We start from the raw sequence: 17,109 nt of genomic DNA on the forward strand, positions 1-17,109 counted from the left end.
CCCGGAGGCCGAGGGGGGCGCTGCCCCCCGCGCGGCGCGCTCCCCCCGGGATATTTGAGGCCAGAAGAAACATGGGGGCCGCGCGGGCGGTGCCCCGGAGAGGTGTGACATGAGCTTTGAGCCGACTGACTATCAGCCCTATGATTTTGCCAACCGGCGGCACATCGGCCCGTCTCTGGCCGAGATGGATGCGATGTGCGAGGTGCTGGGGGTGGCCAGCCTTGATGCGCTGATCGACGAGGCGGTGCCAGCGGGCATCCGGCAAGCCGAGGCGCTGGATTTCGGCCCGGCGCTGTCGGAGCGCGAGATGCTGTGGCGCATGCAGGAGGTGGCCGAGAAGAACCGGGTGCTGACCTCGCTGATCGGCATGGGCTATCATGGCACGATCACCCCGCCCGCGATCCAGCGCAATATCTTTGAAAACCCCGCGTGGTACACCGCCTATACGCCCTATCAGCCCGAGATTTCGCAAGGGCGGCTTGAAGCGCTGCTGAACTATCAGACCATGGTGAGCGATCTGACCGGCCTTGAGGTGGCGAATGCGTCGCTTCTGGACGAGGCGACCGCCTGCGCTGAGGCGATGACCATGGCGAAACGCGTGGCCAAGTCGAAGGCCAAGGCGTTCTTTGTCGACGAGGGCTGCCATCCGCAGAACATCGCAGTGATGAAGACGCGGGCGGCACCGTTGGGGATCGAGGTGATCGTTGGCGCGCCGGAAGATCTTGACGCGTCAGCGGTGTTCGGGGCGGTGTTTCAATATCCTGGCACGCTTGGCGGGCTGCGCGATCTGACGCCTGCCATGGACGCCCTGCACGAGGCCAAGGCCATCGGCATCGTCGCGGCGGATATCATGGCGCTGTGTCTTGTGACCGAGCCGGGCGCGATGGGGGCGGATATCGCCGTTGGCTCGACGCAGCGCTTTGGCGTGCCTTTGGGCTATGGCGGGCCGCACGCGGCCTATATGGCCTGCCGCGATGCGTACAAGCGGGCGATGCCCGGGCGGATCGTCGGCGTGTCGGTGGATGCCTTGGGGAACCGGGCGTACCGACTGGCGCTGCAGACCCGCGAGCAGCATATCCGCCGCGAAAAAGCGACATCGAACGTGTGTACCGCGCAGGCATTGCTGGCGGTGATGGCGGGGTTTTATGCGGTTTTCCATGGCCCCATGGGGCTCAAGGCCATCGCGCAACGCATCCATCTCAAGACGGTGCGGCTGGCCGAAGGGCTGACGGCTGCGGGCTATGAGGTTGGCCCGGAGGCGTTTTTCGACACGGTGGTGGTCGAGGTCGGGCTGCTTCAGCGCGGCATTCTGGCGGCGGCGGTGCGCGAGGGCATCAACCTACGGCGCGTCGGCAAGACGAAGATCGGCATTACAATCGACGAGACGGTACGCCCCAAGCAGATCGAAGCGGTGTGGCGCGCCTTTGGGCTGGTGCGCGATTATGGCGAGGAGCCAAGCGCCTACCGTCTGCCCGAGGCGCTGATTCGGACCAGCAATTACCTCACCCATGAGGTGTTTCAGATGAACCGGGCCGAGACCGAGATGATGCGTTACATGCGCCGTCTGGCGGACCGCGATCTGGCGCTGGATCGGGCGATGATCCCGCTTGGGTCCTGCACGATGAAGCTGAACGCGGCGGCCGAGATGATGCCGGTCAGCTGGAAGGAGTTCGCCGGACTGCATCCCTATGCGCCGGTCGATCAGGCGGCGGGTTACGGCGAGATGATCGCGGATCTGTCGGCGAAGCTGTGCACGATCACCGGTTACGATGCGTTTTCCATGCAGCCCAATTCCGGGGCGCAGGGGGAATATGCCGGGCTGTTGACCATCGCGGCATGGCAGGCGGCGCGCGGCGAGGGGCAGCGCAATGTCTGCCTGATCCCGGTGAACGCGCATGGCACCAACCCCGCGTCGGCGCAGATGGTCGGCTGGAAGGTTGTGCCGGTGGCCTGCGATGCCAAGGGATCCATCGATCTTGAGGATTTCCGCGCCAAGGCGGAAAAGCATTCGGACGCGCTGGCGGCCTGCATGATCACCTATCCATCGACGCATGGCGTGTTCGAGGAGACGGTGCGCGAGGTCTGCGAGATCACCCACCGGCATGGCGGGCAGGTCTATATCGACGGGGCCAACATGAACGCCATGGTGGGGCTGTCGCGGCCCGGCGATCTTGGCGGGGATGTGTCTCACCTCAACCTGCACAAGACCTTCTGCATTCCGCATGGCGGCGGAGGCCCCGGCATGGGCCCGATCGGGGTGAAATCGCATCTGGTGCCGCATCTTCCGGGCGATCCGGTGACCGGAGAGGGTGCCGTGTCGGCGGCCGCCTTTGGCTCGCCGTCGCTGCTGCCGATCTCGTGGGGGTATATCCTGATGAGCGGCGGCGAGGGGCTGACGCAATCGACGCGGGCCGCGATCCTCAGTGCCAACTACATCGCGGCGCGGCTGAGCGGGGCCTATGAGATCCTGTATACCGCTGAATCGGGCCGGGTGGCGCATGAATGCATTCTGGATGTGCGGCCCTTTGAAAAAAGCGCCGGGGTCACGGTCGAGGATATTGCCAAGCGGTTGATCGACTGCGGGTTCCATGCGCCGACGATGAGCTGGCCGGTGGCGGGAACGCTGATGGTGGAGCCGACGGAAAGCGAGACCAAGGCCGAGCTGGACCGGTTTTGCGATGCGATGCTGGCGATCCGCGAGGAGATCCGGGCCATCGAAAGCGGCGACATGGCAGTGGAGCAGAGCGCGCTGCGTCATGCGCCGCATACGATGGAGGATCTGGTGCGCGATTGGGATCGCCCCTACTCGCGCGAACAGGGGTGTTTCCCGCCGGGGGCGTTCCGGGTCGACAAGTACTGGCCGCCGGTGAACCGGGTGGACAATGCCTATGGCGATCGCAACCTTGTCTGTACCTGCCCGCCGATGAGTGCCTATGCCGAGGCGGCGGAGTAAGGGCAAGCGCTCCGACAGCCTGAGCGGTTGCGACAGCGAGGGGCCAGCCCCTCGCGCTCCCCGGAGTTTAGGGGCAAGATGAAGGAGGGGCGCGGGTTTCTGCGCCCCTCTTTCGTTTCAGGTGACGACGCGCAGGGTGAGGTTGATGCGCCCACCCTTCGGCAGCAGCGTCGAGGAGCCGAAGCGGATGCGGTCGACGCCGTGGTATTTCAGCCGGGCCTCGCCGCCCATGACAACGACATCGCCGGAGTGCAGCCACAGCGATTGTGTCGTGCCTCCGCGCTCGGTGTTGCCCATGCGGAACAGGCCGTCGTCGCCCAGCGAGATCGACAGGACGGGGGCAGAGAAATCGGCTTCGTCCTTGTCCTGGTGCAGGCCCATGCGGGCGCCTTCGCCGTACCAGTTGATCAGGCAGCAATCGGGCGGGCGCGGGAAATTGGCGAGCTCTTGCCAGATGTGCAGGATGCTGTCCGGGATCGGCGGCCAGTCCGTGCCGTCGGGGTGGCGCGGCTCGTAGCGGTAACCGCGGCGGTCGGTGACCCAACCGAAGCGCCCTGCCGAGGACATGCGCACCGACATCGCCTGTCCGCGCGGTGTCACCGGCTGGTACAGCGGCGCGGCGCGCAGGCAGGCGCGCAGATCCTCTGCCAGTGCCTCTTGTTCGGGGCGGCCCAGATGGCCCGGATAGATGTGAAAGCCGCGGATGGTCAGTGGATCACTCATGCGCCCATTCCTTTCGCAATCGTTGCGCCGGGGCAAAGAAAATCCCCACATTTGCCGAAATCCGGCGGGACGCGACGCTTGCAGGCTCCAAACCCCCTCCTTATATACACGCGGAAGCCGCGAGGCCCCGGCCAAACGGTTCATCATCTAGCGGGGCTCTGATGCCGTAATCGGGTCATGCTCCTCGCGTCATCGCCTTGAATTGGAAAGGGATCGAACATGGGTAAAGTCATAGGTATCGACCTTGGCACCACCAACTCCTGCGTCGCCATCATGGACGGCAGTCAGGCCCGAGTCATCGAGAACGCGGAAGGTGCCCGTACCACGCCGTCGATCGTCGCCTTCACCGACGACGAGCGGCTTGTCGGCCAGCCGGCCAAGCGCCAGGCGGTCACCAACCCCGAAGCCACCATCTTTGCGGTCAAGCGCCTGATCGGGCGCCGGACCACCGACGCCGAAGTCACCAAGGATCAGGGCATCGTTCCCTATGCCATCGTCGATGGCGGCAATGGCGACGCCTGGGTTGAGGCCAAGGGCAACAAGTATTCGCCCAGCCAGATTTCGGCGTTCATCCTTGGCAAGATGAAGGAAACCGCCGAGTCCTATCTTGGCGAAGAAGTCACGCAGGCGGTCATCACCGTTCCGGCGTATTTCAACGACGCCCAGCGTCAGGCCACCAAGGACGCCGGCAAGATCGCCGGTCTTGAGGTGCTGCGCATCATCAACGAGCCGACCGCTGCAGCACTGGCCTATGGTCTCGACAAGAAAGAATCGAAAACCATCGCGGTTTATGACCTTGGCGGCGGTACTTTCGACGTGACGATTCTTGAAATCGACGACGGCCTGTTCGAAGTGAAATCGACCAACGGGGACACGTTCCTTGGCGGTGAAGATTTCGACATGCGCATCGTCAACTACCTCGCCGACGAGTTCAAGAAAGAGCATCAGGTCGACCTGACCAAGGACAAGATGGCCCTTCAGCGCCTGAAAGAGGCGGCGGAAAAGGCCAAGATCGAACTGTCCTCGTCCAGCCAGACCGAAATCAACCAGCCGTTCATTTCGATGGGCGCTGGCGGCCAGCCGCTGCACATGGTGATGAAGCTGACCCGCTCCAAGCTGGAACAGCTTGTCGGTGATCTGATCAAGAACTCTCTGAAGCCCTGCGCCGCTGCCCTCAAGGACGCCGGTCTTGGCAAGGAAGAGATCGACGAGGTGGTTCTGGTCGGTGGTATGACCCGGATGCCGAAGGTCGTCGAAGAGGTGACCAAGTTCTTCGGCAAGGAGCCGCACAAGGGCGTGAACCCGGATGAAGTGGTCGCCATGGGCGCCGCGATTCAGGCTGGCGTGCTTCAGGGCGACGTCAAGGACGTGGTTCTGCTGGACGTGACCCCGCTGAGCCTTGGCATCGAAACGCTGGGTGGCGTGTTTACCCGCCTGATCGACCGCAACACCACGATCCCGACCAAGAAGTCGCAGATCTTCTCGACCGCTGAGGACAACCAAGGCGCCGTGACGATCCGTGTCTTCCAGGGTGAACGCGAGATGGCGTCCGACAACAAGATGCTGGGCCAGTTCAACCTTGAGAACATCCCGCCCGCTCCGCGCGGCATGCCCCAGATCGAGGTGACCTTTGACATCGACGCCAACGGCATCGTGTCGGTCGGCGCCAAGGATAAGGGCACCGGCAAAGAGCAGCAGATCACCATCCAGGCATCGGGTGGTCTGTCGGACGCTGACATCGACAAGATGGTCAAGGACGCCGAGGCCAACGCCGAGAAGGACAAGGAGCGTCGCGAGCTGGTCGAAGCCCGGAACCAGGCGGAAAGCCTGATCCATTCGACTGAGAAATCGGTCGAAGAGCATGGCGACAAGGTCGACCCGACCACCGTCGAGGCGATCGAGCTGGCGATTGCGGCCCTCAAGGACGATCTCGAGAAAGAGGACGTCAAGGCCGACAAGCTCAAGTCCGGCATCCAGAACGTCACCGAGGTTGCGATGCGCCTTGGCGAGGCGATCTACAAGGCGCAGGCCGAAGAGGGTGAGCAGGAAGAGCCGCGAGCGGCGAAATCCGGTGGCGAGGATGACGACACCATCGTCGATGCCGATTTCGAAGATCTCGGCGACGACAAGCGGAGCTGAGCCAGCTCCCGGAACAGATCGGGGGCCGGTCCGGATACCGGGCCGGCCCTCTTCCGTTTCGGAGCAAAAGGAGGACATGAATGTCCAAGCGTGATTATTACGACCTGCTCGGCCTCGCCAAAGGGGCCTCTGCGGACGAAATCAAGAAGGGCTATCGCAAGAAGGCGAAGGAACTTCACCCGGACCGGAACGCCGACAATCCCGACGCGGAAGCCCAGTTCAAGGAAATCAACGAAGCCTATGATGTGCTGAAGGACGCCGACAAGAAGGCGGCCTATGATCGCTATGGCCATGCCGCGTTCGAAGGCGGTATGGGCGGCGGCGGCGGGCGTCCGGGTGGCGGCTTCCACGGACAGGGCGATTTCGCCTCGGCCTTTTCGGATGTGTTCGACGATCTGTTCGGCGACATGATGGGCGGGCGCGGCGGCGGCGGTGGGCGTCAACGCGCCTCGCGCGGGGCCGATCTGCGCTACAACCTGCGCGTGACGCTGGAAGACGCCTTCACGGGGCTGCAAAAGACGATCAACGTTCCGACCTCGGTTCAATGCGGCGAATGCCACGGATCCGGCGCGGAAGGCGGCGCCGAGCCGACCACCTGCCCGACCTGTTCGGGCATGGGCAAGGTGCGGGCAACGCAAGGCTTCTTCACCGTCGAGCGCACCTGTCCGACCTGTTCGGGCCTTGGCCAGATCGTCAAGAACCCCTGCAAGAAATGCGGCGGTGCCGGCACACAGCGCCGGGAACGCGCGCTTTCAGTGAACATTCCCGCCGGGGTCGAGACCGGCACCCGCATCCGCCTTGCCGGTGAGGGTGAAGCGGGGATGCGCGGTGGCCCTCCGGGCGATCTGTACATCTTCATCGAGGTGAAACAGCACGAGATCTTCGAACGGGAAGGCCTTGAGCTGCATTGTCGCGTGCCGGTCAGCATGGCGGCGGCGGCGCTTGGCGGCGACATCGAGGTGCCGACCATCGACGGCGGGCGCTCGCGCGTCAAGATCCCGGCGGGCAGCCAGTCGGGCCGTCAGATGCGCCTGCGTGGCAAGGGCATGCCCGCGCTGCGTGGCGGCGCGGCCGGGGATATGTTCATCGAGCTTGCGGTGGAAACGCCGGTCAACCTGACCTCGCGGCAAAAAGAGCTGCTGCGCGAATTCGAAGACTTGTCCGAAGACAACAACCCGGAATCCCACAGCTTTTTCTCTTCGGTAAAAAGCTTCTGGGAATCGATGAAGGGCTGATCGCACGCACGCCCCCGACCGGCACACCGATCAGAGGCTGCCTTGGGGCAGAGTGACCCATTCACATGGAACACAATGCGAGGGCTCGGGGTTCATCCCCCGAGCCCTTTGCTTTTCGAGAGACCTTTCATGTTCGACTGGATCACCACCCTCATCGAGTCCATGGGCGCGCTTGGCGTCGCCTTGCTGATGTTCCTCGAGAACGTCTTTCCGCCGATTCCATCCGAGTTGATCATGCCGCTTGCGGGGTTCAACGCCGCGCGAGGCACCATGTCGCTGCCGCTGGTGATCGCGGCGGGCAGCGCGGGGTCCTTGGCCGGGGCCTATCTGTGGTACTGGATCGGGCGGCGGATCGGCTACGAACGGCTGTGCCGCCTGTCCGAGGCGCATGGCCGCTGGCTGTCGGTCTCGCCGAAGGAATTCGATCAGGCGAACCACTGGTTTTCCCGCCATGGCGGCAGCGCGGTGTTGATCGGGCGGTTGATCCCCACGGTGCGGACCTTCATCTCGGTGCCGGCCGGGGTGCGGCGGATGCATCGCGGCTGGTTCATCGGCCTGAGCGCCGTGGGCACCGTGGCCTGGACCACGGCTCTGACCCTTGCGGGCTATTGGCTGGAAGGCGGCTATGACGCGGTGTCGCAATGGCTTGATCCGATTTCGACGCTGGTCGTCGCCGGGCTGATCGGCACCTACCTGTGGCGCGTTGCGACCTACAACCGGCGCATCGAAAAGCGCGAAGAGACGCAGGACGGTTAACCCTTCGCTAACCAAGGGCAGGCACTCTGGCAGCATGACCAGAGGACCGCATTTCTCCGATTCCCAAGCCGCGCTGTTCGACCATGACGAGGCGCAGGCAACATCCATCCCGCGGGGCGGCGCGCTGCCCTCGTATATCAAGGATCACCGCGCCCGATTGCGCGAGCGTTTCATGATCGGCGGTGCCGATGCACTGCCCGATTACGAATTGCTCGAACTGGTGCTGTTCCGCGCCATTCCGCGCCGCGACGTCAAGCCTCTGGCACGACAGCTGCTAGAAACCTTTGGCGATTTCAACGGGGTGGTGTCGGCCCCGGCGGCGCGGTTGCGACAGGTCAATGGCGTGGGCGAGGCCGTGGCGACCGAGCTGAAGATCGTCGAGGCGGCGGCGCACCGGCTGGCGCGCTCGAAGGTGCTTCAGCGCCAGATCGTCAGTTCGTGGGATGCGCTGATCGATTATTGCCAGACCACCATGGCGCATGGCGATATCGAACAGTTCCGCATCCTGTTCCTTGACCGCAAGAATGTGCTGATCGCCGACGAACGGCAGGCCCGCGGAACCATCGATCACGTTCCGGTCTACCCGCGCGAGGTGGTGAAACGCGCGCTAGAGTTGAACGCCAGCGCCATCATTCTGGTGCACAATCACCCATCGGGCGATCCGACCCCAAGTCAGGCCGATATCGAAATGACCGCGCAAATCCAGCTCGCCGCCGATGCGCTGGGGATCACGCTGCACGACCATCTTGTCATCGGAAAATCGCGCGAGCTGAGCTTTCGCTCCGAAGGGCTGCTTTAACGCAGCCAGACCTCGACCCGCCGGTTCACCTGACGCCCCCAGACGGTGTCGTCGCAGGCCATTGGCATGGCCTCGCCAAACGCCTCGGTGGCAATGTCGATGCGCGACAGATCGGCGGCCTCGGCGGCGGCTTCGACCGCAAGACGCACCGCCTGCGCCCGCTTCGACGCAATGTCCAGATTGCTGGACGCCGGCCCCTGCCCGTCTGAAAACCCCACGAACATCAGTCGTCGCCCGTCGTATTCCCCAAGCTCGAGCGAGCGCGCCAGTTGCTGCACATTCGAGCGCGACTGCGCATCCAGCCGCACCGAGCCCGGTTCGAACCGGAACGACGTGGTCAGACGCCGCATCGGAGACAACACCCCGACCATTCGCTTCAACCCCGCCAGCCCCTCTGGCCCATCGGCCACGCTTACCGCGTTGGCCAGCCGGTCGCCCTGTTGCGACAGCGGCAGCTCTTCGGGCGATTGATCGACAAATCCGGCGCGGCGAATGACGATCTGCGCCGGGGCGCTGCGGGTGAAGGTCAGGAATTCGCGCGCCAGCGCCGGCAGCCGCCGCGCCGGCATGTACAGGAACATCGGCGCGGTCAGCGGGTAATCTTCGGTCTTGATGGCGGCGCGCTGCCCGCGCAGGTGAAAACCGCAGCTGCCCGACAGGTACAGCGCCTTGCTGTTGCCCGGCTCGGAGGCACTGGCCAGCCCGAGGCCAAAAGGGTCATTCGTCACCGCCGCCGCCAGCGCCGCGTTGCTGTCATGCCGGACAATCTCGCCGCCAAGAGTCAGCTGCGAGGGCCGCAGCAAGCGGTCTTCGATGCTTTGGGTCAGCCCGCTGTCTTCGCCGCGCAGATGCAGCACCACGGGCGCGTCGGGCCCGCCAAGCGCCTGCCAGTTGGTCAGCTTGCCCGACAGCATCGCCGCCAGATCGGACAGCGACAGCGAATTCACCGGATTGCCCGGTGACACCACCGGGATCAGCGCATCCAGCGCCAGCACGCGGCTGCGGTTGTGATCGGTCAAATCGCCCAACCCGCCCGCCTGCGCAGCCCGCCGTTCTTCCGGGCGAATCTCGCGCAGGGCCATCACCACATCGGCCTCGTCGGCAAGCAGTTCGGCAAACCCGGCGTCGGTGCTGCCGACGCGAAAGTCAAAGCGCCCGACAATCCTGTCTTTTTCGGGATCTCTCAGCACGTAGGTGAACCGATCTGCGCCGCTCGTCTCGCGCGTGGCGGTCAGCCCATCGCGTTGGGCAAAGGCTTCGAGCAGCGCGGGCATCAGCACGCTGCCGATCGAAGAAGAGCCGGACACCCGCATTTCCGCCACGAAATCGGTCAGCGACGGGCAGCCGACGCCGTCGCACAGCACGCCCGAGGCATCGACAGTCAGCTCTCCGAAACGTGTCATCATCCGGTAGAATTCGCCGTCGAACCCCAGCAGGTCGCCGGTGATCTCGATGCCGCCGTCGCGGGACCGCAGCATGATGTCCTGCGCCGAAGCGCCCCCTGCCAAAACGCAGAGTGCGGCGAGGACCGCCGCACGCAAACCTGTCATCGGATCGTCTCTTGCCCCTTGGGCGGCGCTTGGCGCGCCACCTGTTATCTGGCTGCGATCTTCAGGTCTTCGACGGCGTTTTTCAACACCAGAAATCCGCTTGCATCGTCGCAGCCCGGCATGTCGAGCCTCAGCTCACGCCGCTTGAGCGGCAGCAGGTTATGGTATTCCAGCGTCTGCGCCGCGATTTCTCGACCGCAATTGGCTGGCGTCACCTCGGCCTCGATGGTCAGTTCGACCGTCCCCTCCCTGCGAACAGTGCCGACCGGAAAGCTGTAGATCTCTGCAACCTGGGCCCCGGGCGCGGCGGAATTGCCGAGCAGGTTCAGAAACCCGCCCTCGCCCCTTGCCGTGCGGCTCATCTCGCCGTCCCTGGCCGCCGAGATGTGCCCTTCGCTGAAATACGTCGCGCCGAATTCGCGTGCGTGCAGCGAAAGGCCGCTGTCGCCGGTCCATTGCAGCACGACGCGGTCGTAGAACGGCAGGGCCGGCACATCGGTGCGCACGCTCGCCGTGGCCCCTCCGTCAAAGGTCGCCACGAACAGCGCGTCTTCCGACAGCGCGGGCACGTTGACCTGCAGCGTGCCATCCGGGGCGGTGATCTCGGTGAAGGTCAGGCCGCGGTGATCAAAGGTCACCCGCTCGGATCCGTAGCAGGGGGCCGTCAGGCTGAGCGCAACAACCGCCCCGGCGCGGGGCGCGGCACTGAGCGACACGGCGCAATCAACGATCTCGGCTTTTGCAGCAAGCGGTAGCGAAGAGATGACCTCCTCCCGGATCGCCGCAAGAGTCACCGATTCGGGCAGGCGCTCAAGGTTGGCGGCCTGCGTCGACAGGTGCCGCCGCATGGCAGAAGAGGTGTCGACGATGCTGCGTGCATCGATATCCGCGGTTGAAATTTCGGGCGCGGCTTTAACGGTGCCATATTGCATCACGTGGCCGATACTCAATGCGACGCCCACCGTTGCAACGCCAAGAAGAACTGTCTTGAGATGTGCCATTCTGGCTCCTCACTCACTACCCACTTCAATACATTAATTAATAATGTGTCAAACAAAGCGGCAAAGATCGGGCAGCAACAGGGAGTCACCGTGTCAAAGCTGCGGCAGGCTCGACCTGACACCGCGGCGTTTCGGTCCATCCTCCCGCTGGCAGGGCCTTGGACAGGCGCCTGTTTCTGCCACCGACACGGCAGGCTGACATCAGCGCCTCCATCAAATCCGCCCTGCCCAAGGTCGTCAACGATGCGGCGTTGTCGACACTGGCGCTGTCGTCGCTCCAGAACGATCCATTCTGGGCGATGCTCACGCTGCTGATCTCCCCGAGCAGCAGCGTCAGGTTGGGAATCGGCCGAGGCCCTCAGCAGATCGCCACTGGTTTGCGCCACGCCTTCGACATCCACTGCATCGTTGCCAAAGCCGTTCTCGATGTGGACGGCGTCATCGCTGAACCCGCCCCAGAGCTAGTCGCCTCCCGCCCCGCCATAGAGCGCATCGTTGTCATAAGAGCCGCGCATCTAGTCGTTGCCGTCGCCGCCGAGCAGGTTGTCATCGCCCGCGCCTTCGTCCAGCACATCGCCCGGGATGCCACGCAGGGGCCCCCGCCAGCCGACTCGGCCTGCCAGCGACGCAAGCCAGATCCGCGCTACGGCGCCCCGCAGGCTGCAACGTCCGGGGGCAGAACGCAGGGTGCGACCCTTCCCCCGGAGCGCGCCTTTCCAGTCTGCCCATTCCGCAACAATTTCCCGGCCCCGTGCCCGAACAAAGAGCAGCACATGCGTTGTTGTCTTGCGGCCCGGACACCCGGACTTTCTGCGGTGATCGCAGAAGCAAAGATCTATCGCAGACCCAACAATCACCGGCGCGACCTGAAAGGGATGCCCATGCTCAACGTTCGACAAATCGAGGCTTTCAAGGCGGTTATCGAAACCGGCACCGTCAGCCGCGCCGCGTCGCGCCTGTGCGTTTCGCAACCTGCCATCAGCAAGCTGCTCCAGCATCTGGAACAGGATACCGGGCTGTCGCTGTTCGAGCGTAGCCCGGGCCGCATCCGCCCCACCGGCGACGCGCTCTTGCTGTTCGAAGAGATCACCCGCCTGTACCGCGGGCTTGACCGGCTGGAAACCGCGGCCTCTGACATCCGCAACATGAAAGGCATGCTGCTGTCGGTCGGGGTCATGCCAGCGCTGTCGACCGGGTTCATTCAGGATCTGATCGTCGAATACCAAGCCAGCAACCGCGCCGCACGGGTGGCGTTGCACGCGCGCAGCACGCTCAAGATCGCGGATATGCTGATTTCGGGCGGGCTTGATATCGGGGTGTCCACGCACCCGCTCGACAACCCCGAGATCGAGCATATCGCGCTGGATCGTCGCCCCTATGTCTGCGTCATGCCGCATGGGCATCGCCTTGCAAAGCTAGCGGCGCTGACGCCCCGGGATCTGCAAGGCGAGCGCTTCATCAACTTCACCCCGACATCGGATCTGCGGGCCCAGATGGACGATATCTTTGCCCATGCCGGTGTGCAGCGCGACATCGTCACCGAAGCGTCGATGGCTCCGAGCATCTGTGCCATGGTGGTGCGGGGCACCGGGGTTGCGCTGCTTAATCCATTGTATCTTGGCGCGTTTACCGAATTGCTGACCTGCCGGCCGTTTTCGCCCACCGTCAGTTCCGAAGTGCGGCTGCTGTTGCCGCGCCACCGGCCGCGCAGCTCGCAGGTTCGCCGCTTCATCGAACAGGCCCGCGCCCATGCCGAAAGCCTCGGGCCTGCGCTGGGGCGGCCAACCCATGACAGCACGGCCATGCCCGCCCATTCCTGACCCTTCGCACCGCAGCACATCACCAAGGCCCCCATTCGGCGGGGGCCTTTTTCGCGTTGCCGCGCCCGCCCCATAACCTGAGGCAGGTGGACACGCAGAATTTGGAATTTGACCCTGTCGGTCGGCGCGGCGCAACCTGATCGCAACAGAACCCCTTGAAAACATTGATCCGAAGGCGCGCTGAACCCGCCCTGCGGACACAGGAGAGCCTTGGCTTGCTGCTCACCCAATTCATCATCCGCCGCCTGATCTTTTCCGCGATTTTGCTGTTTGGCGTTAGCGTCATCGTGTTTGCGCTGGTCAATGCGGTGGGCAACCCGATCGAAATCCTGCTGGCCGAACGTCCCGGCATCAGCCAGCAGGCCATCGACCAGATGACCGCCTATTACGGCCTCGATCAGCCGGCGACGACCCGCTACCTGATCTGGGCGGGCAACCTGCTTCGGGGCGAATTCGGCACCTCGATCATCTATAACCAACCCGTGTGGCAGATGCTGACCACATGGGGGCTGGAAACGCTGAAAATTCAGGTTCCCGGCATCCTCATCGCGCTGGTGATTGCCACGGTGATGGCGGTCACGGCGGCGATGCGGCAATACACCAAGGTGGATTTTGGTGTCATGGCCAGCGCCATGCTGGGCCAGTCGCTGCCGGGGTTCTTTGTCGGCATCCTGCTGATTCTGGTGTTTTCCTACAGCTTGGGGATCTTTCCATCCTACGGCGCCTATTCGATGCGCAGCCCGCTGTGGGGCAGCCCGCTGCTTGACGCGCTGTGGCACATGGTGCTGCCGGTGGCGATGCTGACCTTCTTCAACACCGCCGCGCTGACGCTGTTGATGCGCTCCAACCTCGTGGACATCCTGCGCCATGATTTCATCACTGCAGCGCGCGCCAGTGGCCTGCCCGAGCGGCGCATCATCTACGGCCACGCGCTGCGCAACGCGCTGATCCCGGTGCTGACCTATCTATCGCTGCTGTTCGGGCTGATGCTGGGAACTGCCCCGGTGACCGAGGCAGTGTTTACATGGCCCGGCGTCGGTTACCTGTACATCAACGCGATCCAGCAACTGGATTATCCGGTGATCCTAGGGGTCACCATGGCGATTTCGGTGATGCTCGTGTTCGTCACGCTGCTGACGGACATCGCCTATGTGCTCATCGACCCCCGTATCAGACTGGACTGACGTCATGGCATCGACCGACCCTTTCCCCGCCCCGGCGGAGGCGAAACCGCGCGACAAGGTCCGCCCTCGCGGCATGTGGGCTCAGGGCTGGGGGCGCTTTCGGCGCAACCGCAGCGGCATGCTGGGCCTTGCGCTGGTAAGCTTCGTGGTGCTGGTGGCGATCCTGTCGCCGCTGATCGCGCCCTATGCTGCGGATGATCAATCCGCGATGCTCAGCTTCGGCTCGCGGGCCGGGCCCAGCCTTGCGCATCCGTTTGGCACGGACCGGATGGGCTATGACGTGTTCACCCGCATCGTCTATGGCGCGCCGACGGCGCTGGCGGTGGGGCTGGGCACAATGCTGGTGGCGTCGGTTCTGGGTCTGCTGGTGGGGGGCATCAGCGGCTATGTCGGTGGCTGGGCGGACGAGGTGATGATGCGCGTCACCGAATTCTTTCTGGTGCTGCCGGTGTTCGTGGTGATCCTTGCGGTGGTGCGCCTGTTCGGGGTGATCGTCGTCGGCACCCCGCTCGAAGACATCCCTTATCTCAACCTGACCACCATCGTGGTGCTGCTGGGCCTGTTCGGCTGGCCACCCATCGCCCGTATCGCGCGGGCCGAGTTCATGCGCCTGAAATCCATGGAATTCGTCGAGGCCGCCCGCTGCATCGGCGCCACCCGCACCGATATCCTGCTGCGCCACATCCTGCCCAACGCCATGCCGTCGCTGGTGGTGATCATCGCGCTGGGGATCGGCTCGGCCATCCTGTCCGAAGCGATGGTCAGCTTCCTTGGCTTTGGCGATCCCGAAGCGATCAGCTGGGGCCAGCTTCTGTATTTCAACTACGAGCAGCTCAAGGTGTCGCCCTGGGCCTCGATCGCCCCGAGCACCGCGATCTTTGTCACCGTGCTGGGTTTCAACCTTCTTGCAGATGGGCTGTCCGATGCTTTCAACCCCCGTGTCAAATGATCCCGAAGCCCTGCTGGATGTGCGCGGCCTGTCGGTCGCTTTCGGTCACGTGCCGGTGGTGATGGGCGTCGATCTGAGCGTCGGAGCGCAGGAAACCCTGTGCCTTGTCGGCGAATCCGGCTCGGGCAAATCGGTGACATCGCTGTCGCTGATGGGGCTTGCCCCCTCGGGCGCACAGATCACCGGCGGGCGGGTGATGTTCGAAGGCGCCGAGCTGACCGCGATGTCCACCGCCCAACTGGGCAAGCTACGCGGGCGGCGCATGGCGATGGTGTTCCAGAACCCGGCGCATTCGCTCAACCCGATCCTGACCATCGGCAAGCAACTGGGCGAGATCTATGCATGGCACAGCGGCGCGGGCCGGGGCGAAACCCGCGACCGGGTCAGCCACCTGCTGCGGCAGGTCGGCATCACTGACGCCAGCAGCCGGCTGGGACAGTTCCCGCACGAGCTGTCGGGCGGCATGAAACAACGGGTCTGCATCGCGCGCGCGCTGCTCTGCGATCCGGCGCTGATCCTTGCCGATGAACCGACCACCAACCTCGATGTGACGATTCAGGCGCAGATCCTCGATCTTCTGGACGAGATCAAGGAGACCTTCCGCACCTCGATTCTGCTGGTGACCCATGACATGGGCGTGGTGGCGCGCATGGCCGACCGGATTTCGGTGATGTACGCCGGGCGCATCTGCGAAAGCGGCACGGTGCGGGCGGTGTTTCGCGACCCCCAGCACCCCTATACCCGCGCCCTGCTGGGCAGCACGCCGCGCATCGACACCCGCTATGCGCCCGGTTCGCGCGACCTGCCCGCCATCGGTGGCCGCCCGCCCAACCCCGCCCAGCGCCCCGGCGGCTGCCAGTTTCACCCTCGCTGTGCCGAGGCCATGCCCGATTGCGCCGCGAGGCTGCCAAGGATGAGTGCCAGCGGGCCGGGCCATGCGGTCAGCTGCCTGCGCCGCGGCTCGCAGATCGAAGAGGATGCCGCATGACCGCCCCCGATCTGCTTGAAGTGAGTGGCCTGCAAAAGCTCTATCCGATCAGCAGGCGCGGGCTGTTTCGGCGGCGGCAAATCGGGGTGATCCGCGCCGTCGATGACGTTTCCTTCAGCGTGGCGCGCGGCCAGACACTGGGCCTTGTGGGGGAATCCGGCTGCGGCAAATCCACCACCGCGCGCTCGATCCTTGCCTTGATCAGCGCCAGCGGCGGGCAGGTCCGATTGGGCGGGAAGGATCTTCTCGGGCCGCTCGGCGGGGCGGACCGTAAGGCCGAACTGGCGATGCGGCGGCGCGCGCAATATGTGTTCCAAGATCCGTACCTGTCGCTCAACCCGCGCTGGACCATCGCCCAGACCCTGACCGAACCGCTGCGGGTGCATCAGCTGCTTCCGCAGCCCGCATGGCGCGCGCGGGTGATCGAACTGCTCGACCTCGTCGGGCTGGAACCCCACCACGCCGACCGCTACCCACATGAGTTTTCCGGCGGGCAGCGCCAGCGCGTCGGCATCGCGCGCGCGCTGGCGGTCGACCCCGAATTGCTGATCCTTGATGAACCCGTGTCCTCGCTGGATGTGTCGGTGCGCGCGCAGATCCTGAACCTTCTGGCGCAGCTTCAGGCCGAACTGGGGCTGACCTACCTGTTCATCTCGCATGACCTCAGCTCGGTGCGGTTTCTCAGCAGCCGCGTTGCGGTGATGTACCTCGGCAAGATCGTGGAAATTGCCGATGTCGATGCGCTGTTCGACGCCCCGCGCCACCCGTACAGCCGCGCGCTGCTCAGCGCGATTCCGGTGCCGGACCCGGATCGGCCCTCGGCCCGCAACACGCTGCTGGGCGAGATCCCGAGCGCCATGACCATGCCCGCCGCCTGCCGGTTTCACACCCGCTGCCCGCAGGCCAGCGCCATCTGCAAGACCCATGAACCCGAGATGACCACAACCCCGGCGGGGCGGAAGCTGGCCTGCCATCACCCGCTGGGCTGACCGTACCAGATGATAAAAACAAC

Annotated in this window: 13 protein-coding genes; 10 read left to right on the plus strand and 3 right to left on the minus strand. The window is 64.5% G+C overall.

Going from position 1 to position 17,109, the window contains the following annotated elements; genetic code table 11:
• Positions 1 to 109: 109 nt before the first annotated feature.
• Positions 110 to 2,953 carry an aminomethyl-transferring glycine dehydrogenase gene (gene gcvP / locus Q4543_RS09130; protein WP_303437570.1) on the plus strand — a complete coding sequence of 948 codons (2,844 nt, stop codon included), beginning with the start codon at positions 110 to 112 and terminating at the stop codon, positions 2,951 to 2,953.
• Between the two features lie 117 nt (positions 2,954 to 3,070).
• On the opposite strand, the gene Q4543_RS09135 is transcribed toward gcvP, so the two are convergent.
• Complete coding sequence (locus Q4543_RS09135) at positions 3,071 to 3,676, minus strand: alpha-ketoglutarate-dependent dioxygenase AlkB (RefSeq protein ID WP_303437572.1); 606 nt, start codon at positions 3,674 to 3,676, stop codon at positions 3,071 to 3,073.
• A 219-nt stretch (positions 3,677 to 3,895) separates the two neighbouring features.
• On the opposite strand from Q4543_RS09135, the gene dnaK reads away from it, so the two are divergent.
• The 4 genes from dnaK (at position 3,896) to radC (ending at position 8,605) form a co-directional block, all read left to right on the plus strand.
• Positions 3,896 to 5,815: a molecular chaperone DnaK gene (dnaK, locus tag Q4543_RS09140; RefSeq protein ID WP_303437573.1), complete on the plus strand. Its 1,920-nt coding sequence runs from the start codon at positions 3,896 to 3,898 to the stop codon at positions 5,813 to 5,815.
• Positions 5,816 to 5,895: 80 nt separating this feature from the next.
• On the plus strand, positions 5,896 to 7,050 hold the full coding sequence (dnaJ, locus tag Q4543_RS09145; protein WP_303437574.1) for a molecular chaperone DnaJ: 1,155 nt from the start codon (positions 5,896 to 5,898) through the stop codon (positions 7,048 to 7,050).
• Between the two features lie 129 nt (positions 7,051 to 7,179).
• Positions 7,180 to 7,806, plus strand: a complete 627-nt coding sequence (locus tag Q4543_RS09150) for a DedA family protein (protein WP_303437575.1) — start codon at positions 7,180 to 7,182, stop codon at positions 7,804 to 7,806.
• Between the two features lie 34 nt (positions 7,807 to 7,840).
• A complete protein-coding gene (gene radC, locus Q4543_RS09155; protein ID WP_303437577.1) occupies positions 7,841 to 8,605 on the plus strand; it encodes a DNA repair protein RadC in 765 nt (254 codons plus the stop codon).
• Here the strand turns inward: radC and Q4543_RS09160 are convergent.
• Positions 8,602 to 10,155, minus strand: a complete 1,554-nt coding sequence (locus tag Q4543_RS09160) for a phosphate ABC transporter substrate-binding/OmpA family protein (RefSeq protein ID WP_303437578.1) — start codon at positions 10,153 to 10,155, stop codon at positions 8,602 to 8,604. The genes radC and Q4543_RS09160 overlap by 4 nt on opposite strands.
• 44 nt (positions 10,156 to 10,199) lie before the next feature.
• Positions 10,200 to 11,156, minus strand: coding sequence for a translocase (locus Q4543_RS09165; protein ID WP_303437580.1), 957 nt, complete (start codon positions 11,154 to 11,156; stop codon positions 10,200 to 10,202).
• Positions 11,157 to 12,037: 881 nt separating this feature from the next.
• On the opposite strand from Q4543_RS09165, the gene Q4543_RS09170 reads away from it, so the two are divergent.
• From Q4543_RS09170 to Q4543_RS09190, 5 genes are all read left to right on the plus strand, one after another.
• Complete coding sequence (locus Q4543_RS09170) at positions 12,038 to 12,976, plus strand: LysR substrate-binding domain-containing protein (RefSeq protein WP_303437583.1); 939 nt, start codon at positions 12,038 to 12,040, stop codon at positions 12,974 to 12,976.
• A gap of 215 nt (positions 12,977 to 13,191) precedes the next feature.
• Positions 13,192 to 14,160, plus strand: a complete 969-nt coding sequence (locus Q4543_RS09175) for an ABC transporter permease (RefSeq protein ID WP_303437584.1) — start codon at positions 13,192 to 13,194, stop codon at positions 14,158 to 14,160.
• Between the two features lie 4 nt (positions 14,161 to 14,164).
• Positions 14,165 to 15,109, plus strand: a complete 945-nt coding sequence (locus Q4543_RS09180) for an ABC transporter permease (protein ID WP_303437585.1) — start codon at positions 14,165 to 14,167, stop codon at positions 15,107 to 15,109.
• The gene (locus Q4543_RS09185; protein ID WP_303437587.1) at positions 15,084 to 16,097 is read left to right on the plus strand and encodes an ABC transporter ATP-binding protein; all 1,014 of its coding nucleotides are present in this window, start codon (positions 15,084 to 15,086) and stop codon (positions 16,095 to 16,097) included. Before Q4543_RS09180 ends, Q4543_RS09185 begins: the two co-directional genes overlap by 26 nt.
• Complete coding sequence (locus tag Q4543_RS09190) at positions 16,094 to 17,086, plus strand: ABC transporter ATP-binding protein (RefSeq protein ID WP_303437588.1); 993 nt, start codon at positions 16,094 to 16,096, stop codon at positions 17,084 to 17,086. The genes Q4543_RS09185 and Q4543_RS09190 overlap by 4 nt, the downstream gene beginning before the upstream one ends.
• Positions 17,087 to 17,109 lie beyond the last annotated feature (23 nt).

The sequence above is a fragment of the Salipiger sp. 1_MG-2023 genome, assembly GCF_030547555.1.
GTDB lineage: Bacteria > Pseudomonadota > Alphaproteobacteria > Rhodobacterales > Rhodobacteraceae > Salipiger.